Origin of the sequence: Micromonospora nigra (assembly GCF_900091585.1) — a bacterium.
GTDB classification, from domain to species: Bacteria; Actinomycetota; Actinomycetes; order Mycobacteriales; family Micromonosporaceae; genus Micromonospora; species Micromonospora nigra.
The window spans coordinates 147562-170993 of sequence record NZ_FMHT01000003.1 but is presented as its reverse complement, the minus strand read 5'-3'; the positions used below and the strand labels follow the sequence as shown (position 1 = coordinate 170993).

The window sequence follows — 23432 nt, the reverse complement described above, 5'->3', positions numbered from 1 at the left end:
GTACGAGTGACGCCCCCGGGGCCCGACGACACCCGCTCGGCGCGGGTCAGCCCCGGCGCCAGTGCTGGTTGGCGGTGCCGGCGCAGTCCCAGAGTTGCAGCCGCGCGCCGTCGGCACCGTTCCAGTCCCTGATGTCGACACACCTGTTGGACTGCGGGTTCACCAGCTCGCCGGCTGCGGTCAGGGTGAACTGCTGGGCTCCGGTGCCGTTGCAGGTGTAGAGCTGGATGGCCGCGCCGTTGCCGGTCGCCCCTCCGTCGACGTCCATGCACTTGTTGTTCTGGCTCCGCACCGCGCCGCCGGTGAACGTCCACTTCTGCGCGGTGGTGCCGTTGCAGCCCCACATCTGTAGTGGTGCCCGGTCGACGAAGCTGGCGTTGGGCACGTCGACGCACTTGCCGTTCCAGTTGCTCACCAGCGCGGTGCCGCCGCTCGGGTTGCCCGGACCACCGGAGCCGAACGGGCTGAGGACCAGGCCGGCCGAGCGGGGGTCACCGTGGTGGACCAGCGACTCGAAGGCGCCGACGTCGTCGAAGGCGAAGGCGTACGCCCTGCCGTCGACCATGTTGGCGTGGATGACGCGGGCGTAGTGGTTGGTGGGGTTGTTGCGGTAGAACTCGGTGGGGTTGGTGCTGGGCTGGGTGTCGATGCTGCCGAGGGTGCCCCGGTTCAGCGCGGCGCAGAGCGTACGCGAGATCGGGCCGACCACCTGGTCGTTGGGTGCGGGCAGGTCGCCGTCGCAGCCCCACACGCTGGCCGACGAGGGCCGGTTGAAGGAGGCGACCACCTGGCCGGCGCCGTTGGTGAAGGTCATGACGTTGCCCGAGGTCCGCCCGAAGTAGCGGACGCTCGGCTGGTGGGTGAAGGGCACGACGGTCAGGGTCCTGGTGGTGTACGCGTTCCACGCCGAGGCGATGTACGAGTCCAGGTAGGTGCTGCTCAGCAGGCCCGCGCCAGCGGCCTTGCCCGGTGCCAGCACGCGCAGCACGGTGCCGTCGGACCGGGTGTACACGGTGTTCGCCCAGCCGGGTTGGGACCGGATGCCGTCGATGATGGCGGTGCGGCCGTTGCTGACCACGTCACCGGTGCGGGTGGTGACCCCGTCGGCGCCGGTGACGCTGACCGCGTGTGGCACCGCGAACATGTCGACCTGCGAGCTGTTGAGCCACAGGCCGGCATCGTTGTAGGTGAACTCGCTCCAGTCGAACAGGATGTCGCGGTTGGCGTCGCCGGGTGCCCAGGGCGCGGGCTGCACCAGTCCGTCGGGGGTCAGGAAGAACTTCAGCTTCTCCCCGAAGGAGAAGTAGACCCGGCCGGAGAAGCCGCGGGGGAACCGGATGGTGGTGCTGGTGCCGGCGGCGGGCCCCGGGATCGACGCGTCCGGCGCGGGTGCCGGCGGGTTCTGGCCGCCGGACCAGGGGATGAACGTGCCGGCCTGGTTGACGTAGCCGAGGCGGTTGGTGGCGAGCTGGATGCCGATGACGTAGAGGTGGACGGCTTCGCCGCGGCCGGTGCTGTTGGTGACGGTGACGGGCAGCAGTGCGGGGCCGACCGCCTGGGCGGGGGCGGCGGTGGCGATTGTCGGGACGGCGGCGACCAGGGCGCAGACGGCGGCCAGGAGTCTTCTTCGGATGCCCACGGCAACTCCTCGGGTGGCGGGCGGGATGAGAGAGCGCTCTCTCAAGACTGCAACTGTTAACTAGGTGTGTCAATAGATGTGCGGCGATGTGGCGGGAGATGGCCCCGAGCGGGCGCCCGGCAGCGGCGAACCGGGCGCAGATCGCCCCAAGCGCATACCGTGCCGTCGATGTGTGCGGCCGTCGCGCCGCCGTCGGGGTCGCGGTGCGCCCCGACCACGACAGCGGTGCGGCCGCCCTCGGGTGCGGCGGGTTTAGCGTGCGCGGCGGCTGGAAAATGTGGTTGCCCCGCGCGGCGTGCCCGCCGTCGTACCGGAGCGAGGGAGGTCACTCGATGGTGAACTCGTCCCTGAGTTCGACGATGTCGATGACGACTGCGGTGATCCGGGACGGCTGGCGCAGCACCAGCGTGCGGCCGGCTGCGGCGACGTGCTGACGTACGACGAGCAGCGCGGTGATGCCGGCCGCGCTGAAGAAGGTCACCCCGCTCAGGTCCAGCACCAGCACCGGGGGCGGTCGACCGGCCAGCACCGTTTCCACGGCGTCGAGGAGCAGGTCGGAGGTGGCCATGTCCACCGCGCCCCGAACCCGCACCACCACTGCCACCGCGCCCTCCGCGCTGACGGTGAGGGACAGGGCCGGTGGTCGGGGGGTTTGTCGGGCTGTCGGGGGCGGTGCCTGATGGACGGACATGAGGTGCTCCTTGGTGAGCAGGCCAGAACCGGATGTGTGCCCCGGATCGCCATCGGCGGGGGCACTGGTCCTGGGCTCAGGTCCGAACCCACGTCAACCCTAGCCGCCTCCCGCGCGAATCGCACCCGACGATCCGGGGAGCGCGGGCTGGCCGGCTGCGGAACGCGTCGGTCGACACCCCCGCCGGGAACCGGCCGCACCGGTGGGACCGACCGGATCCAGGTCTTCGGGAGGTAGCGATGGTGTCCGATGCTGCGGGGTCCTACCTGGCCTCGGCGTACGGCCGGCTGTTGACCCTGGTCGCCGACTCGCCTGACGTCGACGTGTTCCTCGACCAGGTCGTCCGGGTCGCGGCGGAGGTCGTCACCCCGGCCGTGGCCTGCGGTCTGACGGTACGTCGCGACGGCGGCGCCCTCACCGCCGCCAGCAGTGACGGCCTCGCCGCCCGGGCCGACGAGATCCAGTACGGCGCCGACGAGGGCCCCTGCCTGGAGGCCCTTCGCAGTGGCCGGATCGTCGAGGTGGTCGACCTGCGGACGGACGACCGCTGGCGCCGGTACCGGGAACACGCGCTACGCCTCGGCGTCGCCGGCTCGCTGTCCCTGCCGATGACGGTCGACGGCGAGACCGTCGGGGCCCTCAACCTCTACACCACCGATCCCGGCTCCTTCACCGACGGGGCACGTCGGCAGGCCGTGGCCTTCACCGAACAGGGGACGGCGGCGCTCACCGTCATCCTCCGCCAGGCCGACCAGGCCCTCGTGCACCGGCAGCTCACCGAGGCGATGTCCTCGCGGAGCGTCATCGACCAGGCGTTGGGTGTGCTGATGGGTCAGCAGCGGTGCACCGCCGCGGAGGCGTTCGCCCTGCTCCGGCGAGCGTCGCAGCATCGCAACCGAAAGCTGCGGGACGTGGCCGCGGAGATCATCACCCAGGTCACCGGCGAGGCACCGCAACCAGCTCCGGGGTTCGTCTCGCCGCGCCAGCATGCCTGAACGGTCGGTGCCGGCCAGGGAGGGAGGTATCGCTGCGCACGGCCGGGCGGGAACCGCCATGATGGTCCGGTGAGGATCCTGTCAATCCAGTCATCGGTCGCCTACGGCCACGTCGGCAACTCGGCGGCCGTCTTTCCCCTCCAGCGCCTCGGGCACGAGGTCTGGCCGGTGCTGACGGTCCACTTCTCCAACCACACGGGGTACGGGGCGTGGCGTGGCCCGCTGCTGGCACCGGCCGACGTGGCGGAGGTGATCGCGGGCATCGCGGACCGGGGCGTCCTCGGCAGCGCCGACGCGGTGTTGTCGGGCTACCAGGGCGACCCGGCCATGGGCGCGGTGATCCTCGACGCGGTCGCCAGGGTCAAGTCGGCCAACCCGGCGGCGGTGTACTGCTGCGACCCGGTGATGGGCGATGTCGGCCGGGGGTTGTTCGTCCGGCCGGGCATCCCCGAGTACCTGCGCGACGTCGTCGTCCCGCGCGCCGACATCATCACCCCCAACCACTTCGAGCTGGACTTCCTCGCCGGCCGTACGACCGGCTCGGTGCCGGAGGTGCTGGCGGCGGTCGACGTCGTGCGCGAGACGGGGCCGCGGCACGTGCTGGTCACCAGCGTGCTCCACGGCGACGTGCCGGCGGGGTCGCTGGAGGTGGTGGCCGTCTCGGACGAGGGCGCGTGGGCGGTGACCACGCCGCTGCTGCCGATCAACCCCAACGGCGGGGGCGACGTCACCGCCGCGCTCTACCTGGCTCACCTGCAGACGACGGGCTCGCCCGCGACGGCGCTGGAACGCACCATCGCCGCCGTCTACGCCGTGTTCGAGGCGACCCTCGCCGCGGGCACCCGGGAGATCCAGTTGGTGGCGGCGCAGGACGCGATCGCCGACCCGCCGACCAGGTTCACCGCCCGCCGGCTGCGCTGACCCGCGCCGAGCCCACTGCTCACCCCGACGGCGTGTCGAGCCCGGCGGCTCACCCGATGACGCGCAACCGTTGCAGGTGGATCACCGCCGCGATGACGATCACTCCGCCTGCGATCTGGACCGGGTTGAGCACCTGACCCAGCCACGTCCAGGCGAGGGCCGCGCTGAACACCGGCTCCGGGCAGATGTTCACCGCCCCGGCGTGGGGGCCGACGCGGGCGGTGCCCCAGGAGCAGAGCACGAAGGGGGCCAGGGTTTCGCAGTGCCCCGTACGCGCGGGTGGCCCTGCTACCCAGCACCGAGAAGGCGGCGACACCGACAGCCGTGGCGATGCCGAAGCCGACTCCCAGGAGGTTCACCTCGCCCAGCGGCGTGGTCGGCAGCTCCACCACCAGGGCCACCCCCGCGAGGGCGACGAGCAGGCCCACGACGATCCGGACGCCACTCAACCGGGCGATCGCCCGACTCCCCGTCCGGCCGCACTTCACCGCCGGGATGGCCCCCCGACTCGTCGCCTCCGGCCCCCGCATCGACACCGTGCTCGCCCGGCTGGTCGAGATCGTCGTCGTGGCCGCCGTCGACGGCACGTGGGGCCGGCTCAAGATGTGCCCGGCCGACGATGCCGGTGGGTCTTCTACGACCACGCCCGCAACCGGACGGGCGTCTGGTGTCGGATGGCGGAGTGCGGCAACCGGCGCAAGGTGCGCGAACACCGGTCGCGGCAGAAGTCCACGCCGGCGTCCTGACACCCACCGCCGTGCCGGTGCGTGGTCGCGGGCCGCCCGTCACAGCAGGTGCCGGAACCCGCACGCAGCGGCTGACGCGGGTGCCGGTGCCCGCCGGTGACCCGGAACAGGCCGGGGGTGGCTCCCGGCCGGTCGGGGTCGGTGTCTACCCTCGCCCAGGTCGGGTGGGGTGACCCGCCCGGCACCACGGAAGGAACGTCGGGCGGAGCGAAGATGCAGGACGACACCGGGCGCGACGCTCGTATGGCCCACTGGGAGCGACTCACCGCGGTCCCCCTGACCGTGCTGTCGGTGGTGTTCCTGGTGGCGTACGCGGCACCCATCCTGCGTCCCGGGATGGCGCCGGTGTGGCACACGGCGTGCGCCGTGACCTCGGTGGCCATCTGGGTGCTGTTCTGGGTCGACATCGTGGTGCGGCTGAGACTGGCCACCGACCGGCGCCGGTTCCTGCGCGGGCACCTGTTCGACCTGATCGTGCTGGCGCTTCCCGTGCTCCGACCGTTGCGGGCCGTCCGGCTGGTCATGGTGGTGTTGACGATCAGCCGGCGCACGGCGGTCTGGGCGAGGGGCCGGCTGGCGGTGTACGTGGCCACGACGACCGCGCTGCTGGTGCTCGTCTCGGCACTGGCGGTGCTGGACGCTGAGCGGTTCGCGCCCGACTCGAACATCACGTCGTTCGAGGACGCGCTGTGGTGGTCGACGGTCACCATCACCACCGTGGGCTACGGCGACCACTACCCAGTGACCACGTCGGGGCGGTTCGTCGCGCTCGGGTTGATGATCGGTGGGATCGGCCTGATCGGTTTCGTGACGGGTTCGCTGGCGACCTGGATCGTGGAGCGCGTCTCCGCCGGCTCCGACCAGCCGGCCCCGGCGACGAGCGCGGACGTGGCGGCGTTGCGGTCGGAGATCGAGGCGCTGCGGCGCAGCCTCGCGGCGGCTGGCGCACAGGTCACCCCGCCCGAGGCGGCGCACGAGGGGGACGCGGGGCGCGAGGGGGACGCGGCGCGCAGTTCCGCGTCGTGACGAGTCGCGCGGCGCGCGGGCGGGGGCGGGCGGCGACGCGAGGCGTGACCCCACGCGGTGACGGTGCGTCGGCCGCCCTTAGGTGAGAGCCGGCGACCAGCATCATCGGACGCCACCTTCCGGAAGTTCCGGTGGCGCGATCACCGTCGAGGCGTCGTCGACCTGAGGCGTGGCGACAGCCGTTCGGCCCTGCGATCGGGCTCGTCGACGCCTCAGGGCTGCGGCCACGGCGGCGAACCGGAGTCAGGGTCGTCACGCACCGGTCTCACCTCGCCTGCGTCGTGTGTTTGACGCAATCGATGCCACCGACTCTGTGCACCGGACGGGCGGCGAGCTGCTGGAACTACCTGGAGGTCGCCGACCCGTCGCCGTCGCAGCCCGAACAGCGGGACTGGCTGCGCCACCACATCCAGCAGTTCCACAACGTGCTGCGGGCGTCGAACTTCGCCGGCCCGTTGTGGGACTACGACCTCACCTTCGGGGTGGGCGGGTACTTCGCCAACGACCAGACCGCCGGCTGGCAGTACCAGCAGGTGCGCCAGCCGGCGGACGCTACCTGGCGGAGCATGTGGTCGTCAGCCCCGTACCGTTGCCGGTGCCCTGGAACCCGAACTCGGTCGACTGGCCGGCGGCGACCGAGCCGTTGTATCCGACGTTGGTGAACTGGACGCTGCCGCTGTTCCCGCTGCGGTTCGCGTTCCAGGCGTTGATGATCGCGGCACCGGACGGGAGGGCCGCCGTGACGGTCCAGCCGGTGATCGGCGAGGGGCCGGCGGTCACCCGCACCGTGGCCACGAAACCGCCAGTCCACTGGTTGACCGAGACGGATGCGGAGCAGCCGCCACCGGTCGGCGGCGTGCTGGGCGGGGTCGTCGGCGGCGTGCTCGGGGGAGTGCTGGGCGGGGTGCCCGGGGGAGTGGTGGGTGGCGTGGTCGGGCTGTCGGAGAGGGTCGGGGTCTGCCAGTCCCGCCACTGCGACAGGCTGCCGGCCTTCCGGCTCGACATCCTGATGGTGCCGGCCGCGCTGCCGGTCTTGAGCAGGAACTTCTGGATGTGCTGTTGCAGTGGAGCCCGCCACTCCGACCGGACGGCGCAGTGGCTGCCGTCCTGCACGTCGGACCAGTAGGTGATGTTCTCACCCGCGCCGAGCGCCTTGTAGACCTCCGCCCCGGCCAGGGCCGCCACGCTGCCGGACCTCGCGGCCAGCCAGTCGACGTGGGGGTTCTCCATGATGAACAGGCCCCGTGGGGCGACCATGGCCACCATCTGGTGCGTGTCCACCGGCAGGGTGGCCGGGTTGCCCGTGAAGGAACCGAACGCGTCCCCCAGCCACGGCTGCTCGCCGTAGGCGCTGCTGAGCGGCTGGGAACCCGACTCCCCGGGGATGCTGCGGAAGGCGGGCACCCCCGCGCTGCCGGACTCGATCGGCATGGTCAGGGCGATGCGCTGGTCGAAGGCGCCGGTGACGAAGGCGCCCTTGCCGTACCGGGAGCATCCGGTGACGCCCGTCGCATCCGCCCTCAGCATGTTCCCGCCCGACTGTTCGACGACGTCGATGAGCCGGCTCACGCCCCAGGCCTAGGCCATCAGCAGGCCGGTGCTGTTCGTGGAGCCGTAGATGCTGTAGAACGCGCCCTGCTTGTTGTTCCGGGGCGTGCCCTCCCGACCCACGGCGAGGGGGTCGTAGCTGATGACGGCGACCCCGGCGGCCCGGATGGTGGCCGTGTCCGCGCCGAACCCGCCCAGGACGACGACGGCCGGGAACGGGCCGGGACCGCTCGGCAGGTCGACCCTCGCCGAGAAGCTGGCGCTCCGGCCGTTGTCGGTCGCGGTCACGGTGATGTTGGTGTTCGTCACGGTTCCCGTGACGCTGGCCGGCTTGGCGGGCTTCTGGCCGTAGACGTACCGCTCCGCCAACTCCCTGATCTCGGCGCGTCGGCACCGCCAGTCGGATCTCGCGGAGATGCGGGTGCCGTCGAGCTTCCGGAAGGGGTCGGGAAGCCTGGGATCGGCGGTCAGGGAACCGGAAGCGGGCACCGGGCAGTCGGCACCCTCGTCTTCGACGGGTGCGGCGACGGCGAGGCTGCCCGCGACGGCCTCGGCGGTGGTGCTGTGCACGACGACCGACCCGGCGGAAACGACCGTGAGTGCTGCTGTCACCAGCACGACGATGGTGGAGCGGCGTCGAGAGCGGCCCGAGCGTGTGGTCACCGGGCTCTCCTTCCAGTGGGGTGGTGGGAGCGACAAGGCGATCGACCATCGCAAATGTCGCGGTACGCCCCAGGGTCGGACAGCGCGCGGCGGCGCGTCAACCACTTCCGGAAGTTCTCAGTCCTGGTTACCGGTCGCCGTCGGTGCCGCGGCGGCCGTCACCAGCCGGCCAACCGGGGAAGTCCGGCCGCGGCCCGAGGACGAGGGTGTCACCGCCGTCCCCGGCGATCGTGAGGGTGGCCAGGAGCCCCGGGTGGTCGGTCGATCCGCGCATGCCGACCGTCCGGTGGGACCGCACGGTGGCGTCCGCCGTCGTGACGATGTGCTGCACCGCGCCGTCGTCGACGCGCAGGTGGCCCGGCGGCACGCAGGCACGGACGTCGGGTTGGCCGCCGAGCCGGAGATTGAGGTCGCCGCCGAGCACGGTGGGGGCGTACCCGGCGCTCCTGCGGATCGCCGGCACGACCGTGCCCAGCAGGTGGACGCACTGGGCGAGCGCGACGGTGCTGCTGAAGGCGGCCAGGTGAGTGGTGCAGGCGTTCACGACGCCGGCGACGTGCAGGCAGAGCCACGCCCGTTCCTCGGGGTCGTCGACGTCCTGAGTGGGATGGATCCCCCGGTGCACCGTGTGCCCCCGGTACGGTGCGGGAATGCTGGTCAGCAGCCCGACACCGTACGGCTGGCCGTTGCGGCACCGGGTGACGTCGCCGCTCGGCCGGTCACCGGCGGCGGCGAAGGCCGACACGACGGCGCTGCGATGGACGACCGCGAAGACCCGCTCCAGCGCCGTCACGTCGTCCTGGCAGACCTCGTTGAGGGTGACCAGGTCGGGTTCCTCGGCTCGGATCACCGAGGCGGCCTCGGTGACGGACCGGCCCGTGTAACAGTCGGCCCGACCGCTGTTGCACAGGTTCATCTGGAGCACCCGCAGCGTCGTGGCTCCGGTGGCGCCGGTCCCCGACGATCCGGACGGTACCGCCGCGGCGGCGAGCAGGCACACGACGGCCACGGCCCGCCGGAGACCGTGGTACGGGCGGCCGGTCCTGGTTCCGTCGTCAGAGATGGTCGCTGACCCACTGCGCGAGGACGCGGGCGCAGCCGTCCACGGACTCCTTCCAGGTGCGCTCGGCCCCGGCCCCGGCACCGTCGCTGACGTGCTTGACGAGTCGGGCCGGCACCCCGAACCGCCGCGCGGTGTCCGCCAACGCGTAGCCCTCCATGTCCACCAGGTGGGCGTGCGTGGCCAGCCGGGCGCGGGCCGCGTCGTCGGCGATGAACTGGTCCCCGGTGGCCAGCACCGGGCCGGAGCCGGTCAGCTCCAGTGGCGCCCCGACGGTCTGCCCGGTCAGCGTGCGCAGCAGATCCGTGTCGAGATCGTGCTGGACGACCCGACCCACCTCGTGGGTGCCGGCCCAGCCGGGGTGCAGCGCACCGGCCGTGCCGAGGTTGACCACCGAGGCGGGCAGTTGCCCCCGGGCCAGCGTCGTGGCCAGAGCGATCGCCGCGTTGACCTTCCCCATTCCCGTCAGCAGCACCGGGAGATCCGAGGCGAGGTGGGCGGCCTCCTCCGGGAGAGCCACGACGAGCAGCGGCCGCTCCGGGTCGATCGTTCCTCGAAGATCCATCGCGCGATGGTAGCGGTCACCGGGGACCAGTCGTCGCCCCGGCCGCGACATGCCGACTTTCGCCGAGGGTGGATCTACCCTCGGAGACATGAGTACGCCCAGCATCCCGTTCTCGGCCCGGCTGCGCGCCGCCAGCGAGGGCGCCCACGCCGCCGCCGAGTCCCAGCGGTACGTCTCGGCGTTGGTGGCCGGTGACCTCGACGTGGCCGGCTACACCGATCTGGTGGTGCAGCACCAGGCCATCTACGCGGCCCTGGAGTCCACAGCCGACGAGATGCGCGACGATCCACTCGCCGGCCCCTTCGTCGACGACGCGCTGCACCGGCTGCCCGCCCTCGAGGCCGACCTGGCCCACCTGGTCGGGCCGGACTGGGCCGACCGGACCGGCCCACACGCGGAGACCGTCGCCTACGCCGACCGCATCCGCGACACCGCCCGCTCGCCCGAGCGGTTCGTCGCCCACCACTACACCCGCTACCTCGGCGACCTTTCCGGCGGGCTGCACATCGGCCGGGCGGTCGCCCGGCACTACGGGCTGTCCGGGGCGGCCGGCACCGCCTTCTACCACTTCGACCGGATCCCCGAGCCGAAGGCGTACAAGGACGCCTACCGGGCCCGCCTGGACGCGCTGCCCCTGACGGCCGAGTCCGAGTCCGCCCTGCTGGAGGAGGCGCTGCTGGCCTACCGGCACAACACGGCGGTGTTCGCCGCGTTGGCCCGGCACGTGCCCGCTGACGGTACGGAGGCGGCGGCGTGACCACTGACGGTACGCGGGGCGACGGCGGGACCGGGCAGCCGTTCGGCCCCGAGGTGGTGGCCGCGGTCAGCCGGCACATGAACGACGACCACCCCGAGGACGCCGTGCTGATCTGCCGCACCCTCGGCGGCTGCCCCGGGGCGACCCGTGCCCGCACGGTCGGGCTGGACGCCGACGGGATGGACTTCGCCGTCACGGTGGACGACATCGAGGTGCCGGTGCGGATCCCGTTCGCCCACCGGCTGACCGAACGCGCCGAGATCCGCCGCGAGGTGGTCCGGATGTACCAGGAGGCGTGTGAGCGGCTGGGTGTCCCGCCCCGCCCGGCCGGCTGAGCCGACCCTACGGCGGGTCGCCGACCGCACGTCGGCGCCACCGTCGGGCACGCCGGGACGTGCCACCGCATCCTCGTGCCCCCGGTGGCGCGTCCGGTCTGCGGCGTTACGCGCCTCTGCGTACCGAGGTCTTCAGACGGCCGGCGATGGCGACGGCCAGGTCCTCCGCGACCGCCGGTTCCAACGGCACGCCCCCGTCCACGGCGGCGACGTCGTCGCCAAGCAGTTCCTCCAATGCAGCGGCAAGTTGATCCAGCACCGCATCGACGAGGCTGACCGGCACCAACTGGTAGGTGATGTGCGTGGAGCCCTCGTCACCGGCGACCGCACCGTGCACCCAACCCAGCGGGATGTAGAGGGAGTCACCCGGTTGCAACTCGATCGTCACGGCGGGTGGTCCCAACTGGTCACGGTCGACGTGGCGCGCAGACGTGCCGCCACCCGGACTTTCCCGCCTTGGCGGTGGCGGCGCGGATCCTCGGCGGTCACCACCGATCCCGGCTGATGCGCGCCCTGCGCGAGGAACAGGGTTGGAGCTACTCGCCCTGGGCCATGCTGCGGTCCGCGCGGGAGCACGGCCTGTGGCAGGTGTCCGTGCGGGTTCCGGCCGGTCGCGTGCAGGAGGCGGCGGCTCGCATCGTCGACCTGGTCACCGGTTGCGCGCCCAGTCCCGCCGAACGGCTCTCCGCTGTCGCGCACACCGTGGCCGAGCAGCGGACGTTGTGGTCGTCTGGAGAGTCCCGCCTCACTCTGAGCGGTTACTGGCGGGACCTGGGCCTCCGGCCGGAGTCCGAACGCCAGGAGCGGCCGCGCCGCTTGGGCGACGTGTCCGCGGCGCGGCTCGACGACGTCGTCCGGCGACACCTGTCCCGCTCACCGGACCTCACCATGGTCCTCAGCCAGGAGGAGCCGCTGTACCGCTAGTCGCCCCGGACCCGCTGCCACGAGGCGGCCTGCTTCTTCGTCACCAGGTAGGACACGTCGTTGGGCGAGCCGTCCGGGCGGCCGGTGATCCGCGCGAAGGGCAGGCCGTGGCGCTCGTACTCGAAGTGGGCCTTCAGCAGCCGGGTGAGACCGGCGAACGCGCCGACGAGCTTCTCCCGGGGCATCCCGGTGGCCGCCGCCAACTCGGTCAACGTGAACGCCCGGCCGGGGTCCGCGGCGAGCGTGTCCAGCACCGCGATGACCGTCCGGTGGGTGGAGCTGCGTCCCCTGCTGAAGCGGCGCAACTGCTCCACCGGCCACTGGCCGCCGCGATGCTGAGGTCTGGGTCCGTGCCGGGGCGCGGCGGCCCGTGGAGGGCGGGACGATTCCGGGGCGGGAACCGGACGACGTTCCGCCTCCAGTTCCGCGAGCAGCCGGACGACGTCCGGCACATAGGCGGTCGGCACCGCCACGAGGAGGACGTCGTCGGCCGCGGTCGTCGTGGTCACCGCCGGGACGCGCCGCGCCGCCGCCTCCTGCGCGGTGCCGGCGACGCCCGGCTCGCGTCGGCTCATCGGACGGAGGTCTCCGCCCCGGCGACCCCGGCGTGGGGAACGAACCGGTACCCGAGGCCGCGCACGGTGACGATGGACGGCGGGTTCCCGGCGTGCGTCAGCAGCCGCTTGCGCAGCCGCTTGATGTGCACCGTCAGTGTGTTCGAGGTCTCCTCGGCCAGGTCCTCCCACACCGCCGAGAGCAACTGTTCCCGGGTCACCGTCCGCTCGGCGTGGGTCATGAAGAAGTAGAGCAGCCGGAACTCCTTCTGCGGCAGGACGACCTGCCGCCCGTCCAGCCGTACCTCCATGCTGGCCGGATCCGCCCGCAGCCCGCCCAGTTCGACGGGCGGGTCGAGCACCCCGGCGGAGTCGGGCTGGAACGCGCGCAGGATCGGCACCACCTCCTCCACCCGGTAGGGGCGACGGACGCACATCCGCGCGCCGGCTTTGAGCACGTCCGCGGCGAGGGGACCGTCGTCGTCGCCGACACCGACGATGGTCGCGATCCCCGCCCGCCCGGACAACACCTGCACCAGATCCGTGCTGCTCATGCTCGTCAGCCCGGCCGAGACCAGCGCCGCACCCGGCGCCAGGCTGCCCGCCGCCAGCAGCGCCTCCGCCGCGTGCGCGAAGAAGTACCCGTGCACGCGGTACGCCCCGAGGAGGTCGACCAGTTCGGTGCCCACCCGCTCGTCGTCGTCGACGACGAGCAGCACGAAGCGCCCGTCGGTGCGTTGGTGGTCACCCCAGGTGGCCTGGACACGGGTGTTCATCGGCAGCGATGCCCTCGACCGCCGCCGCCGTCAGCCGAACCGGCCGGTGATGTAGTCCTCCGTGCGCTTGTCGGACGGGTTGGTGAACAGCTTGCCGGTCTGGCTGAACTCCACCAGGCGACCGAACCGCTCCTGGTTGTCGTCCACCTCGGCGGTGAAGAACGCCGTGTAGTGGCTCACCCGGGCGGCCTGCTGCATGTTGTGCGTGACGATCACGATGGTGTAGTCGCTCGCCAGCTCGAACATCAGATCCTCGATCTTCGCCGTGGCGATCGGGTCGAGCGCGGAGCAGGGCTCGTCCATGAGGATGACCTCGGGCTTGACGGCGATCGTCCGGGCGATGCAGAGCCGCTGCTGCTGACCGCCGGACAGGGACAGGCCGCTCGACTTGAGCTTGTCCTTGACCTCGTCCCACAGCGCCGCCCGGGTGAGCGCCTCCTCGACGTGGTCGTCGAGCCGGCCCTTGATGCCGTTGATCCGCAGCCCGTACGCGACGTTGTCGTAGATCGACTTGGGGAACGGGTTCGGCTTCTGGAACACCATTCCGATGCGTCGGCGGACCTGGATGGCGTCCACGTCCTTGGCGTACAGATCCTGGCCGTGAAAGAGGACCTGGCCGCTCACCCGGGCACCGGGGATCGGGTCGTTCATCCGGTTGAGGGCGCGCAGGATGGTGGACTTGCCGCATCCCGAGGGCCCGATCATCGCCGTGACCTGGTTCTGCTGGATGGGCATCGAGGTGCCGCGCACCGCCTCGTAGCCGCCGTAGTAGACGCTGACGTCGTGCAACTCCATCACCGGCGTGGCCGACGGGCCGGGGGCCGGGGCGCCGGAGTCACGACCGGGGGTGTTCAGCGCCACGGCCGGCCGGGTGGTGAGGTCCATGTTGCTCCCAGACATGATCAACGCTCCTTGATGGCGAACCGGTTGGCGACGTAGCGGGCGATGATCGTGAAGCCGAGCACGATCACGATGAGGGTCAGCGCCGCCCCCCAGGCTCGTTCCTGGGCGCCGGGGAAGGGCTGGCTGGCGTTGCGGAAGATCTGCGCGGGCAGCGCCGTGTTGGAGCCGTCGAAGAGGTTCCAGTTGGGCGAGAAGACGATGCCGGTGACGATGATGATCGGCGCGGTCTCCCCGGCGGCGCGGGCGACGGCCAGCAACGAGCCGCTCGTGATCCCGGAGATCGCCGCCGGCAGGACCACGGTCAGGGTGGTCCGCCACTTGGGGGCGCCGAGGGCCATGCTCGCCTGCCGGAGTTCGTCGGGCACCAGCCGCAGCATCTCCTCGCTGCTGCGGATGACCACCGGCAGCATCAGGCACGCGAGGGCGAGCGCGCCGGCGAAGCCGGTCTGCTCGCCGACGAGCAGCACCCAGGCGAGGTAGACGAACAGACCCATCACGATCGAGGGCACGCCGGTCATGACGTCGGCCATCAACCGGATGGTCCGGGCCAGGGGCCGCTGCTTGCCGTACTCGTTGAGGTAGATGGCCCCGAAGACGCCGAGCGGGATGGCCATCAGCGCGGCCGCCCCCGTGATGAGCAGGGTGCCGACGATCGCGGGCCCCATGCCGGGGCCCACCCGGCGGTACGAGTTGGGGATGTCCCCGGTGAGGAACTCCAGGCTCATCACCCCGGCTCCCTTGGCGATGACCGTCCAGGTCACCAGAGCGAGCGGCACGACGGCGAGCAGGACGGCGAACCAGATGGCCGCCGTCGCGAGGTGGTTGCTGAACCGGCGGCGGCCGGACAGGGCCGCGCGGGTCAGGTCGGGCCCACCGGATGCGGTGCGCGCGGCGGGGGGTGCGGTGGTGGTGGTCACGCCTTCGTTCCCTTCATCCGCGCCTCGGCCCGGTTGACGACCGACCGGGCGAACACGTTGATCAGTACCGTCATCGCGAACAGCACGACGCCGAGGCCGATCAGGGCCGCCGTGAAGGTGCCCGTGGACTCACCGAACTGCTGCACGATGACCGCGGCCATCGTGTTTCCGGGCGCGAACAGGTTGGCCGTGATGTTCGTAGCGCCACCGATCACCAGCGCCACGGCGATCGTCTCGCCCATCGCCCGGCCGAGGCCGAGCATCACCGCACCGACGATTCCGCCGAAGCTGTGCGGGAACACCGCGCCCCGGATCATCTCCCAGCGGGTGGCGCCGAGCGCGAGGGCGGCGTCCTTGTCGGCCCGGGGGACGGTGCTGAACACCTCACGGGTGATCGAGGTGATGATGGGCGTCACCATGATCGCCAGGATGAGACCGGCGGTCATGAAGTTGCGACCGCTGGCCGCCGGGCCGAAGAGGCTGCCGAGCACCGGAACGCCGCCGAGAGCGTCGTGCAATCCCTGGTAGACGGGCACCAGGGCGGGCGCGACCACCAGGATGCCCCACAGGCCGAAGACGACCGACGGCACAGCGGCCAGCAGGTCGATCACGGTGACCGCGGGCCCGCGCAGCCGACGCGGCGCGAGCTCGGTGAGGAACAGTGCGATGCCGATGGAGGCCGGCACGGCGAACAGCAGGGCGATCAGCGACGAGACCACCGTGCCGAACGCGAACGACAGGGCCCCGAAGACGGGGTCGCCGACGGCCGGGTTGGGATCCCACGTGCGCTCGGTGATGAACCGCAGGCCCATGGCCTCGAACGCCGGCCACGCCTCCCGGAGCGTGGTGACGAGGATGAGTCCGAGGATGGCCAGGACGAGCAGCCCGGTGCCGAGTGTCCACCAGGAGAAGGCGCGGTCGGCGAGGGCACCTCGACTGCGCTGGACCAGCGTCGACCGGGAGGTGGGGGGTTGATTCGTTAGCGTCATGTGTCACTCCAGCTCGGGTACCCCGCTAGGGACGGGATCATCCGATCCCGTCCCTAGCCGGAACGCCTAGCGATCCTGATCGCGGTCAGCCCTGGATCTTGTCGACCTGGGCCAGCGCCTTCTCCTTGAGGTTGGCGGGCAGCGGAGCGAAGTCGACCTCCGGAGCCAGCTCCTGACCGTCGGTCAGCAGGAACTTCAGGAAGGCCTTGACCAGCTGGGCCTTGTTCGCGTCGTCGTAGCTCGGCTTGACGATGATGAACGTCGGCGCGGTGATCGGGTAGGCGGAGGCACCGGCGGCGTTGAGCGGGTTGTAGCTCAGGTCGTCCGCGATCTCGGCGCCCTCCAGGCCGGCGGTGGTGCCCTCCAGGGACGGCAGGACGTACTGACCGTCCTTGTTCTTGATGGCGGCGTACGTGAGGCCGGTGGCCTTCGCGTCGCTCAGGTCCACGTAGCCGACGGCGCCGTTGGTCTGCTTGACGATCTGCGCGACGCCGGTGTTCTTCTCGCCGCCCTGGGTGCTGGCCGGCCAGGCCACCGTGTCGCCGCTGCCGAGCTTCCAGGTGGAGCCGGCCGCCGCCGCCAGGTACTTGGTGAAGTTGCTCGTGGTGCCGGAGCCGTCCGAGCGGTGCGCGACGACGATCGGCGTGTTCGGCAGGGTGACGCCGGGGTTGTCGGCCGCGATGGCGGGGTCGTTCCAGGTCTTGATGTCCGTCTGGAAGACCTTCGCCAGCGTCTCAGGGCTCAGCTGGAGCTTGTCGACGCCCTCGAGGTTGTAGGACACCGTGATGGGTGCGGCGACCGTCGGCACGTAGAGGAACGAGCCGGGGGCCACGCCGTCGCTGTCCTTGACCAGGCTGTCGGTGCCGGCGAAGTCGACCAGGCCCTCGCCGAACTGCTTCTTGCCGGTGCCCGAACCGGTCGCGTTGTAGTTGATCGTGACCTTCGGGGCCTCGTCCTTGAAGGCGCTGATGACCTCTTGGTAGTACGCGTCCGGGAAGCTGGCCCCGGAAGCCTTCAACTCGCCGGACAGGTTCGCGTATTCGTTGGCGGCGCTGCCGTCGTTTCCGGCCGGCTCGGCGTTGTCGTTTCCACCACAGCCGGTAAGCGCGAGCGCGGCAACCGCGACGCCAGCGAGAAGGCGCCGCGAGAGCACGTTGCGGTTCACCAGGTAAGCCTCTCTATTGGGGTGCATCAGCCCGTTCGGGCCGTACGTGAGTCACGCTAGGCAGCCCAGGTAGCCGGGCCCCCGGCCCCAGGTGAACGAAAGATGAACTCACCGGCTCGAAGGGTGGCCGGGCACCGGAGGCCATGTGACCTTCGTGTCGTGGGCGACACAGATGTCCCTTACGCGCACCCCGATGCGGCCGGTCAGAGGCACGTCCGACCGGTCGGAAGCACGTCCGGCCGGTCAGGAACGCGTCGTGCCGGTGACACGAGGACGGGCCGTGCCGGTCACCCGGTGCGGGTCGTGCCGACGGCTCAGAGGCGGATCGTGCCGGTGACGAGGTAGACGACCTGCCGTGCGACGTTCACCGCGTGGTCGGCGTACCGCTCGTAGTAGCGCCCGAGCAGCGCCAGGTCAATCGCCGACTCCACCCCGTACGGCCAGCCGGCGACGAGCATGGACAGCAGACGGGCCTGCGCCGCGTCGACCTCGTCGTCGTCGAGGCCGAGCTGCATCGCGTCGAGCTGGTCGCGGGTGGCCAGCACGAGGGCGGTCTTGTCCGCGATCCGTGCCGTCGCCCCGGTGAGTACGCCCATCACGTCCCTGGCCCGCTCGGGGACGACCGCGACCGGGTGGCGCATCAGCACGATCTTCGCGATGTGCACCGCGAGGTCGCCCATCCGCTCCAGGTCGCCCGCCACCCGGATCGCGCAGAGCACGAGCCGCAGGTCGGACGCGACGGGCTGCTGCCGCACCAGCACCTCGGGGATGAGGGCCTCGACGTCGCGACGGTGGGCGTCGAGGCTCGCATCCCGACTGACCACCGCCTCGGCGGCACCCCGGTCGACGTCGAGCAGCGCCGTGCTGGCGTCGCGTACGGCGACGGCCGCCTCCCGGCTCATCGTCGCCAGGATCCCCGTGAGCCGGTCGAGCTGTTCGTCGTGGCCACCACGGTTCATCGCGCCCTCCCAGGTCAGCTCGTCGCCCCGAGGCACCGGGACCGTCGAGGCGCGCACGAACCGAGGACGCCCCGTCCGTCGGATGCAACCTACCCGCTCGCCCTGGTGCGGCAGCGGACCTCGGTGCGGCCGGCGCGGGCCGCGGAGCGCACCGGAACCTCGGCGCGTACGCTGCCGCGGTGAGCGTGCCGTCCCGCATCCTGGTCTACGGAGTTTACGGTGCCGGCAAGTCCACCCTGGCCGAACGCCTCGCCGAACGGCTCGAACTGCCCTGGTACCCGGTCGACGACCTGCTCTGGCAGCCCGGCTGGGTCGAGGTGCCGGTAGCGCTGCAGCGCAGCCGGATCGAGGAGATCTGCCGGCGGGACCGCTGGATCCTCGACGGCGCGTACCACGGGTGGCGGGACGTGCCGTTGGCCCGGGCCGACCTGGTCGTCGGCCTCGACTACCCGAGGTGGCTGTCCTTCTGGCGGCTGCTGCGCCGCACCGCGCGCCGGCTCTCGACGGGGGAGCGGGTCTGCAACGGCAACCGTGAGTCGTGGCGCAGCGTCCTGGCCCGGGACTCGATCCTGGTGTGGCACGTCACCGCCTTCGGCCGGGCCCGGCGGCGGATGCGGGCCTGGCAGGCCGACCAGTCCGGCCCGCCGGTGCTGCTGTTCGACTCCCCGGTGGCCCTGGACCGCTGGCTGGCCGGCCTGCCCACCCGCGGCAGCGTTGACGGGCAGACCGCTCAGCCATAGGATCGGCGGACATCGACGTGGCTCGGCATCTGCCGAGCACCGGGTACGCGCGCAGGGAGCCGGCGCGAGCGCCGGGTCGGCACGGCATGCGGGCTCATGCCGGCCGGTCCGGGCGGCCGCGCCGTGGTGGGGCAGCCACGGCGGCCCCGCCCCGTGAGGGGCATCCCGTTCAGCGTCGCCGGCCCACCTCTCACCGCACCACTCGTCCGGGCCGGCGGGCAACCCCGGAAAGGACACCCTCGCCATGCCCGCACCACGGACGCGTCGCGCCTGGCCGTACGCCCTGGCTGCGCTCGCCGTCACGGCGACGCTCGCCGTCGTGGCGCCCCTCGCCGCCGCGCCGCCCGCCCAGGCGGCCGAACCGGTCGTCGTGGTCACCCACAGCTTCGACGACGGCACCGCCCAGGGCTGGACCGCCCGCGCGGACGAGACCGTCACGGCCAGCGACGCCGTCGCCCGCACCGGCAGCCACAGCCTGGCCGTCACCGGTCGTACCCGCAGCTGGGAGGGGCCGGTGCGCGACCTGCGGGACACCGTCGAGCAGGGCACCCGCTACACCCTGTCGGTGTGGGTCCGACTCGCCGCCGGTGAGGCGGACACCCAGGCGCGGCTCAGCGTCGAGCGTCGCACCGACGGAACGCCCTCCTACGACCAGGTCGTCGGCAACACCGCGGTCACCTCCGGCGCCTGGGTCAACCTGCAGGGTCAGTACACCCTCGCCCAGGACGTCGAATTCCTCTCCGCGTACGTGGAGACCGCCACCGGCACCGCGTCGCTGCACATCGACGACTTCACCCTGTCGTACGTGCCGGCGCTGCCCATCCAGACCGACATCCCGGCGGTCAGGGACGTGCTCGCCGACGAGTTCCCCGTCGGCGCGGCGGTGTCGCGTGCCCAGTTGGTCGGCAACCACGCACAGCTGCTCACCCGGCACTTCAACTCGGTCACCGCCGGCAACGCGATGAAGTGGGACGCGACGCAGCCGGCCGAGGGCGACTTCCGCTTCGCCGACGCGGACGCCGTCGTGGCCTTCGCCGAGGCCAACGGCATGCAGGTACGCGGGCACACCCTCGCCTGGCACAGCCAGACGCCCGACTGGGTCTTCGCCGACGACACCGGCAACCCGATGCCGGTCAACGAGACGAGCAAGCAGGTCGTGCTGTCCCGGCTGGAGGCGCACATCCGTGCGGTCGCCGGGCGCTACCAGGGGAAGATCAGCGCCTGGGACGTGGTGAACGAGGTCATCGACGAGGGGCAGTCCGACGGCATCCGGCGCAGCCGCTGGTACGAGCTGACCGGCCTGGACTTCATCCGCACCGCCTTCCGGGTGGCCCGCGAGGTCGACCCGGCGGCCAAGCTGTACATCAACGACTACAACACCAACGTGCCCGCCAAGCGGGACCACCTGTTCAACCTGGTCAGCCAGCTCCGCGCGGAGGGCGTGCCGATCGACGGGGTGGGCCACCAGATGCACGTCAACGTGGACTGGCCGTCGGTGGCCGAGACCGAGGCGATGTTGACCAGGTTCATCCCGCTGGGCGTGGAGCAGCAGATCACCGAGATGGACATCTCGATCTACACCAGCAACAGCGAGTCGTTCCCCGCCCCGCCGAGGGACCGGCTGCTGCGGCAGGCGTACCGGTACCGGGACCTGTTCGACCTCTACCGGCAGTACTCCGACGAGATCACCTCGGTCACGCTGTGGGGGCTGGCCGACGACGACACCTGGCTGGACACGTTCCCGGTCACCCGGCTCGACGCTCCGCTGCTGTTCGACCGGCAGTTGCAGGCCAAGCCCGCGTACTGGGGGGTGGTGGATCCGAGCCGGATCGACGCGACGCCCACGCCGACCGTGACGCCCACGCCGACCGTGACGCCCACGCCGACGCCCACCGCGACCCCGACGCCGACCGCGACGCCCACGCCGACGGGCCCCGCCGGCGCGTGCCGGGTGAGCTACTCGGTGACCGGGCAGTGGCCCGGCGGGTTCCAGGGCGAGGTGCGGGTCACCAACACCGGCACCGCGGCGGTGCCTGACTGGACGCTGCGGTGGGCCTTCACCGGCGGCCAGCAGGTCACCCAGGCATGGAACGGCACGCACACGCAGAGCGGCGCCACGGTGACGGTCACCGGGCCTTCCTGGAACGCCACCCTGGCCCCCGGCGCGTCGGCCACGGTCGGCTTCCTCGCCAGCTGGGCCGGCAGCAACCCGGCACCGACCGCGTTCAGCCTCGGCGGCAACCCCTGCACGGTGGCCTGACCGGGCGACCACGCCTGCCGGGGGACGGCTGAACCGCCGTCCCCCGGCAGCGGTCGCGCCTCACCGGGCGACCCCCGAGCGCTCCCGGTGCGGCGTACGTTCACCGCCGCCCCCGACGGCGGCGGTCGTCGCGGCGCGCGGCGGGCCCCTTGTCGGCCGTCTTGTAGGTCACGAGAGGAACCGTGGTGGCCACGGGCGTGGCCAGGTCGTGGGCGACGAGGTCGCCGACCACCTGCTCGATGCGCTTGTACGCCGTCGGGGCCTCCTCGAACAGCAGCTGACGGTCGCCGCACACCACCAGCGACCCCAGCGGCGTACGACGCAGCTCCTCGACGGTGTGTTTGGCCCGCCCCCGGCGCAGCGCGTCGGAGCGGGACATCTTGCGGCCCGCGCCGTGCGCCACCGAGTGGTTGGCCTCCGGCCCGGCGTGACCGGCCACCAGATAGGACGGCGTGCCCCGGGTGCCGGCGACCAGCACGTCGCGGCCGTCGCCCGGCGCGGCTCCCTTGCGGTGCAGGAACATCCCGTCGCGGATCTCGACCAGGTTGTGACACTGGTCGACGATCGGTTCGGTCGCAGCGGCCCCCAGGGCGTGGGCGACCCGGGCGGCCAGCAGCCGCCGGTTGAGCGAACCCCAGCGGACGGCGTCGTCGTGCGCCGCCAGGTAGGCGGCGGCATCTGCGGCGGGGCCCGCGCCGTGCACCTCGGTGTGCTCGCGCAGGATCCGCTCGCCCAGACCCCGGGAGCCGCTGTGCACGACGAGGACGAGGTCACCGGCGTCGAGCCCGAGACGGCCCGCGTGTCCGGCGTCGAGGACGGCGCCGATCCGGGCCAGTTCGACGAAGTGGTTGCCCCGGCCGACCGTGCCGAGGCCCTCGACGTGACCGCCGGGGATGTCCCCGGCCACGACGTCCCAGGCCGGGTCGTCGGCGTCCCGGACGGGATCCAGTGGGCGGTCCAGATCGGGGAACCGGGCGGCGAGCCGCTCGGGCACGACACGCCTGAGTGCGATGGGGAACACGGCGATGCCGCAGCCGATGTCGGAGCCCACCAGGAACGGGTACAGCACGGTCGAGGCCATGGCGGCGCCGATCGGGGCGCCCTTACCGGGATGCAGGTCCGGCATCGCCGCGACGTGCTGCATGCCGTCGAGGTCGGCCACCTGCCGGCACTGTTCGAGAGCGTCGGATTCGATCCAACTGCCGGGGGAGGCGAACACGGAGACGGTGGCGGGGGCGGACCGCGGCAGCGGTTCCCGCCGGGAGGATCGCGCAGACAAACGAGCCTTCTTCTGGCTGATCAGACAACGTGGACGGAGGCCACCGCGAATCACAGCCGCGTGGCCAGAGGGAGCATCGGGTGCTGTCCGTCAGTACGTCATGGCGGCGACGATCCCGTAGCCCGCCCCGCCGGGCAACCGACTTTCCGCGAGCCGGACCGGCTGTGGGACAGTCGCGTCGCGGGGTGGACCCGCGCCGGAGGGGGTGGACGGGTGGGGGAATCGGAGCTGCGGAAGGCCGCGTCGATGCTCGGCCGGGCCGAGCGGATCGTCGTCTTCACGGGCGCGGGCATGTCGGCCGAGAGCGGCGTTCCGACGTTCCGCGACGCCCTCACCGGGCTCTGGCAGCGGTACGACGCGCAGCAGCTCGCCACGCCGGAGGCGTTCCACGCCGATCCGGCTCTCGTGTGGGGCTGGTACGAGTGGCGACGCGACCTCGTGCGCCGGACCACGCCGAATGCGGGGCACCTGGCAGTGGCCGAGATCGAGGCCCGCGTCCCGCACGCCGTGCTGGTCACCCAGAACGTCGACGACCTGCACGAGCGCGCCGGCTCGGCCGCCCCGGTGCACCTGCACGGCAGCCTGTTCGCGCCGCGCTGCTCGGCCTGCGACCGCCCGGCGTCGGTGCCCGACGGGGGAGCGGAGCCCGTCGGCGGTCGGCGGCTGCCCCCGCCCCGGTGCGCCGGGTGCGCGGCTCCCGTCCGGCCGGGGGTGGTGTGGTTCGGGGAGGCGTTGCCGCAGTCGGCCCTGGCCGCCGCCGTCGAGGCCGCCGCCAGCTGCGACCTGCTGGTGACCGTGGGCACCTCGGGGCTGGTCTACCCCGCCGCCGAGATTCCCCAGGTGGCTGCCCGCTTCGGCGCCACGGTCGTCCAGGTCGACCCCGGCGAGACGGCGCTGGACGAGGTAGCCGACGTCAACCTGCGCGGCACGGCCGCCCAGGTGCTCCCGGCCCTGGTGGAGGCAGCCTGGCCGTGACCGTCCTACGACGCCGACCTTCGTCGCGGCACGTCGTCGGGTGGG

Annotated in this window: 24 protein-coding genes and 2 pseudogenes; 10 read left to right on the top strand and 16 right to left on the bottom strand. The window is 72.1% G+C overall.

Annotated features, from left to right (window positions below; all coding sequences use genetic code 11):
* Nucleotides 1-46 precede the first annotated feature (46 nt).
* On the bottom strand, nucleotides 47-1639 hold the full coding sequence (locus GA0070616_RS01475) for a beta-1,3-glucanase family protein (RefSeq protein WP_091075085.1): 1593 nt from the start codon (nucleotides 1637-1639) through the stop codon (nucleotides 47-49).
* Nucleotides 1640-1964: 325 nt separating this feature from the next.
* Nucleotides 1965-2330, bottom strand: a complete 366-nt coding sequence (locus GA0070616_RS01470; protein WP_091075083.1) for an STAS domain-containing protein — start codon at nucleotides 2328-2330, stop codon at nucleotides 1965-1967.
* Nucleotides 2331-2569: 239 nt separating this feature from the next.
* Between GA0070616_RS01470 and GA0070616_RS01465 the strand changes: the two genes are divergently transcribed.
* Together GA0070616_RS01465 and pdxY are read left to right on the top strand one after the other, a co-directional pair.
* Entirely contained in the window at nucleotides 2570-3325 is a 756-nt protein-coding gene (locus GA0070616_RS01465) for a GAF and ANTAR domain-containing protein (protein WP_175439942.1), read from the top strand.
* A gap of 69 nt (nucleotides 3326-3394) precedes the next feature.
* The gene (pdxY, locus tag GA0070616_RS01460; protein ID WP_091075079.1) at nucleotides 3395-4246 is read left to right on the top strand and encodes a pyridoxal kinase PdxY; all 852 of its coding nucleotides are present in this window, start codon (nucleotides 3395-3397) and stop codon (nucleotides 4244-4246) included.
* A gap of 49 nt (nucleotides 4247-4295) precedes the next feature.
* Here pdxY and GA0070616_RS01455 read toward each other — a convergent pair whose 3' ends face one another.
* A complete protein-coding gene (locus tag GA0070616_RS01455) occupies nucleotides 4296-4499 on the bottom strand; it encodes an EamA family transporter (protein ID WP_425412977.1) in 204 nt (67 codons plus the stop codon).
* Here GA0070616_RS01455 and GA0070616_RS29360 point away from each other — a divergent pair.
* Nucleotides 4432-4992, top strand: coding sequence for a CGNR zinc finger domain-containing protein (locus GA0070616_RS29360; RefSeq protein WP_091089634.1), 561 nt, complete (start codon nucleotides 4432-4434; stop codon nucleotides 4990-4992). The genes GA0070616_RS01455 and GA0070616_RS29360 overlap by 68 nt on opposite strands.
* 213 nt (nucleotides 4993-5205) lie before the next feature.
* Entirely contained in the window at nucleotides 5206-6018 is an 813-nt protein-coding gene (locus tag GA0070616_RS01440; RefSeq protein WP_091075073.1) for a potassium channel family protein, read from the top strand.
* Between the two features lie 552 nt (nucleotides 6019-6570).
* Here the strand turns inward: GA0070616_RS01440 and GA0070616_RS28540 are convergent.
* The 4 genes and pseudogenes from GA0070616_RS28540 to GA0070616_RS01415 form a co-directional block, all read right to left on the bottom strand.
* Nucleotides 6571-6951, bottom strand: a pseudogene (locus GA0070616_RS28540) (cellulose binding domain-containing protein); the annotation flags it as partial.
* A 222-nt stretch (nucleotides 6952-7173) separates the two neighbouring features.
* Nucleotides 7174-8055: pseudogene (locus GA0070616_RS29355) on the bottom strand (glucuronyl esterase domain-containing protein); the annotation flags it as partial.
* A gap of 301 nt (nucleotides 8056-8356) precedes the next feature.
* A complete protein-coding gene (locus GA0070616_RS01420; protein WP_245712608.1) occupies nucleotides 8357-9238 on the bottom strand; it encodes an endonuclease/exonuclease/phosphatase family protein in 882 nt (293 codons plus the stop codon).
* Nucleotides 9239-9284: 46 nt separating this feature from the next.
* Nucleotides 9285-9854 (bottom strand): nucleosidase, encoded by a 570-nt coding sequence (locus GA0070616_RS01415; protein WP_091075069.1) that lies wholly within the window; start codon nucleotides 9852-9854, stop codon nucleotides 9285-9287.
* A gap of 88 nt (nucleotides 9855-9942) precedes the next feature.
* Between GA0070616_RS01415 and GA0070616_RS01410 the strand changes: the two genes are divergently transcribed.
* Entirely contained in the window at nucleotides 9943-10611 is a 669-nt protein-coding gene (locus GA0070616_RS01410) for a biliverdin-producing heme oxygenase (RefSeq protein ID WP_091075066.1), read from the top strand.
* Entirely contained in the window at nucleotides 10608-10946 is a 339-nt protein-coding gene (locus GA0070616_RS01405; protein ID WP_245712607.1) for a DUF2470 domain-containing protein, read from the top strand. Before GA0070616_RS01410 ends, GA0070616_RS01405 begins: the two co-directional genes overlap by 4 nt.
* 106 nt (nucleotides 10947-11052) lie before the next feature.
* On the opposite strand, the gene GA0070616_RS01400 is transcribed toward GA0070616_RS01405, so the two are convergent.
* On the bottom strand, nucleotides 11053-11334 hold the full coding sequence (locus GA0070616_RS01400) for a JmjC domain-containing protein (RefSeq protein WP_091075065.1): 282 nt from the start codon (nucleotides 11332-11334) through the stop codon (nucleotides 11053-11055).
* Between the two features lie 5 nt (nucleotides 11335-11339).
* Here GA0070616_RS01400 and GA0070616_RS01395 point away from each other — a divergent pair, with 5 nt between their 5' ends.
* Entirely contained in the window at nucleotides 11340-11870 is a 531-nt protein-coding gene (locus GA0070616_RS01395; protein WP_091075063.1) for an insulinase family protein, read from the top strand.
* On the opposite strand, the gene GA0070616_RS01390 is transcribed toward GA0070616_RS01395, so the two are convergent.
* From GA0070616_RS01390 to phoU, 7 genes are all read right to left on the bottom strand, one after another.
* Nucleotides 11867-12445, bottom strand: coding sequence for a hypothetical protein (locus tag GA0070616_RS01390; RefSeq protein ID WP_091075061.1), 579 nt, complete (start codon nucleotides 12443-12445; stop codon nucleotides 11867-11869). The two genes, GA0070616_RS01395 and GA0070616_RS01390, sit on opposite strands and share 4 nt — an antisense overlap.
* Complete coding sequence (locus GA0070616_RS01385) at nucleotides 12442-13200, bottom strand: winged helix-turn-helix transcriptional regulator (RefSeq protein WP_091075058.1); 759 nt, start codon at nucleotides 13198-13200, stop codon at nucleotides 12442-12444. Before GA0070616_RS01385 ends, GA0070616_RS01390 begins: the two co-directional genes overlap by 4 nt.
* A gap of 30 nt (nucleotides 13201-13230) precedes the next feature.
* Nucleotides 13231-14100 (bottom strand): phosphate ABC transporter ATP-binding protein PstB, encoded by an 870-nt coding sequence (pstB, locus tag GA0070616_RS01380; protein ID WP_091075056.1) that lies wholly within the window; start codon nucleotides 14098-14100, stop codon nucleotides 13231-13233.
* A gap of 2 nt (nucleotides 14101-14102) precedes the next feature.
* Nucleotides 14103-15020 carry a phosphate ABC transporter permease PstA gene (gene pstA, locus GA0070616_RS01375; RefSeq protein WP_091075054.1) on the bottom strand — a complete coding sequence of 306 codons (918 nt, stop codon included), beginning with the start codon at nucleotides 15018-15020 and terminating at the stop codon, nucleotides 14103-14105.
* The gene (pstC, locus tag GA0070616_RS01370) at nucleotides 15017-16009 is read right to left on the bottom strand and encodes a phosphate ABC transporter permease subunit PstC (protein WP_091075052.1); all 993 of its coding nucleotides are present in this window, start codon (nucleotides 16007-16009) and stop codon (nucleotides 15017-15019) included. The genes pstA and pstC overlap by 4 nt, the downstream gene beginning before the upstream one ends.
* Nucleotides 16010-16094: 85 nt before the next feature.
* Nucleotides 16095-17174 (bottom strand): phosphate ABC transporter substrate-binding protein PstS, encoded by a 1080-nt coding sequence (gene pstS, locus GA0070616_RS01365; RefSeq protein ID WP_091075050.1) that lies wholly within the window; start codon nucleotides 17172-17174, stop codon nucleotides 16095-16097.
* Between the two features lie 314 nt (nucleotides 17175-17488).
* The gene (gene phoU / locus GA0070616_RS01360) at nucleotides 17489-18133 is read right to left on the bottom strand and encodes a phosphate signaling complex protein PhoU (RefSeq protein WP_091089625.1); all 645 of its coding nucleotides are present in this window, start codon (nucleotides 18131-18133) and stop codon (nucleotides 17489-17491) included.
* A gap of 179 nt (nucleotides 18134-18312) precedes the next feature.
* Between phoU and GA0070616_RS01355 the strand changes: the two genes are divergently transcribed.
* Both GA0070616_RS01355 and GA0070616_RS01350 read left to right on the top strand, forming a co-directional pair.
* On the top strand, nucleotides 18313-18873 hold the full coding sequence (locus GA0070616_RS01355; protein ID WP_091075048.1) for a P-loop NTPase family protein: 561 nt from the start codon (nucleotides 18313-18315) through the stop codon (nucleotides 18871-18873).
* A gap of 244 nt (nucleotides 18874-19117) precedes the next feature.
* Complete coding sequence (locus tag GA0070616_RS01350; RefSeq protein WP_091075046.1) at nucleotides 19118-21133, top strand: endo-1,4-beta-xylanase; 2016 nt, start codon at nucleotides 19118-19120, stop codon at nucleotides 21131-21133.
* A gap of 100 nt (nucleotides 21134-21233) precedes the next feature.
* Here the strand turns inward: GA0070616_RS01350 and GA0070616_RS01345 are convergent, their stop codons facing one another.
* The gene (locus tag GA0070616_RS01345; RefSeq protein WP_091075045.1) at nucleotides 21234-22412 is read right to left on the bottom strand and encodes an RNA ligase RtcB family protein; all 1179 of its coding nucleotides are present in this window, start codon (nucleotides 22410-22412) and stop codon (nucleotides 21234-21236) included.
* A 213-nt stretch (nucleotides 22413-22625) separates the two neighbouring features.
* On the opposite strand from GA0070616_RS01345, the gene GA0070616_RS01340 reads away from it, so the two are divergent.
* Nucleotides 22626-23387 carry an SIR2 family NAD-dependent protein deacylase gene (locus GA0070616_RS01340; protein ID WP_091075044.1) on the top strand — a complete coding sequence of 254 codons (762 nt, stop codon included), beginning with the start codon at nucleotides 22626-22628 and terminating at the stop codon, nucleotides 23385-23387.
* Nucleotides 23388-23432: the final 45 nt, after the last annotated feature.

What these genes read in the sequence shown, in the direction of transcription:
- pstB (WP_091075056.1), bottom strand. Translation starts at nt 14,100, where the DNA reads ATGTCTGGGAGCAACATGGACCTCACCACCCGGCCGGCCGTGGCGCTG.
- phoU (WP_091089625.1), bottom strand. Translation starts at nt 18,133, where the DNA reads ATGAACCGTGGTGGCCACGACGAACAGCTCGACCGGCTCACGGGGATC.
- GA0070616_RS01390 (WP_091075061.1), bottom strand. Translation starts at nt 12,445, where the DNA reads ATGAGCCGACGCGAGCCGGGCGTCGCCGGCACCGCGCAGGAGGCGGCG.
- GA0070616_RS29360 (WP_091089634.1), top strand. Translation starts at nt 4,432, where the DNA reads ATGTTCACCGCCCCGGCGTGGGGGCCGACGCGGGCGGTGCCCCAGGAG.
- GA0070616_RS01410 (WP_091075066.1), top strand. Translation starts at nt 9,943, where the DNA reads ATGAGTACGCCCAGCATCCCGTTCTCGGCCCGGCTGCGCGCCGCCAGC.
- GA0070616_RS01465 (WP_175439942.1), top strand. Translation starts at nt 2,570, where the DNA reads ATGGTGTCCGATGCTGCGGGGTCCTACCTGGCCTCGGCGTACGGCCGG.
- GA0070616_RS01415 (WP_091075069.1), bottom strand. Translation starts at nt 9,854, where the DNA reads ATGGATCTTCGAGGAACGATCGACCCGGAGCGGCCGCTGCTCGTCGTG.
- pstC (WP_091075052.1), bottom strand. Translation starts at nt 16,009, where the DNA reads ATGACGCTAACGAATCAACCCCCCACCTCCCGGTCGACGCTGGTCCAG.
- GA0070616_RS01385 (WP_091075058.1), bottom strand. Translation starts at nt 13,200, where the DNA reads ATGAACACCCGTGTCCAGGCCACCTGGGGTGACCACCAACGCACCGAC.
- GA0070616_RS01350 (WP_091075046.1), top strand. Translation starts at nt 19,118, where the DNA reads ATGCCCGCACCACGGACGCGTCGCGCCTGGCCGTACGCCCTGGCTGCG.
- GA0070616_RS01470 (WP_091075083.1), bottom strand. Translation starts at nt 2,330, where the DNA reads ATGTCCGTCCATCAGGCACCGCCCCCGACAGCCCGACAAACCCCCCGA.
- GA0070616_RS01440 (WP_091075073.1), top strand. Translation starts at nt 5,206, where the DNA reads ATGCAGGACGACACCGGGCGCGACGCTCGTATGGCCCACTGGGAGCGA.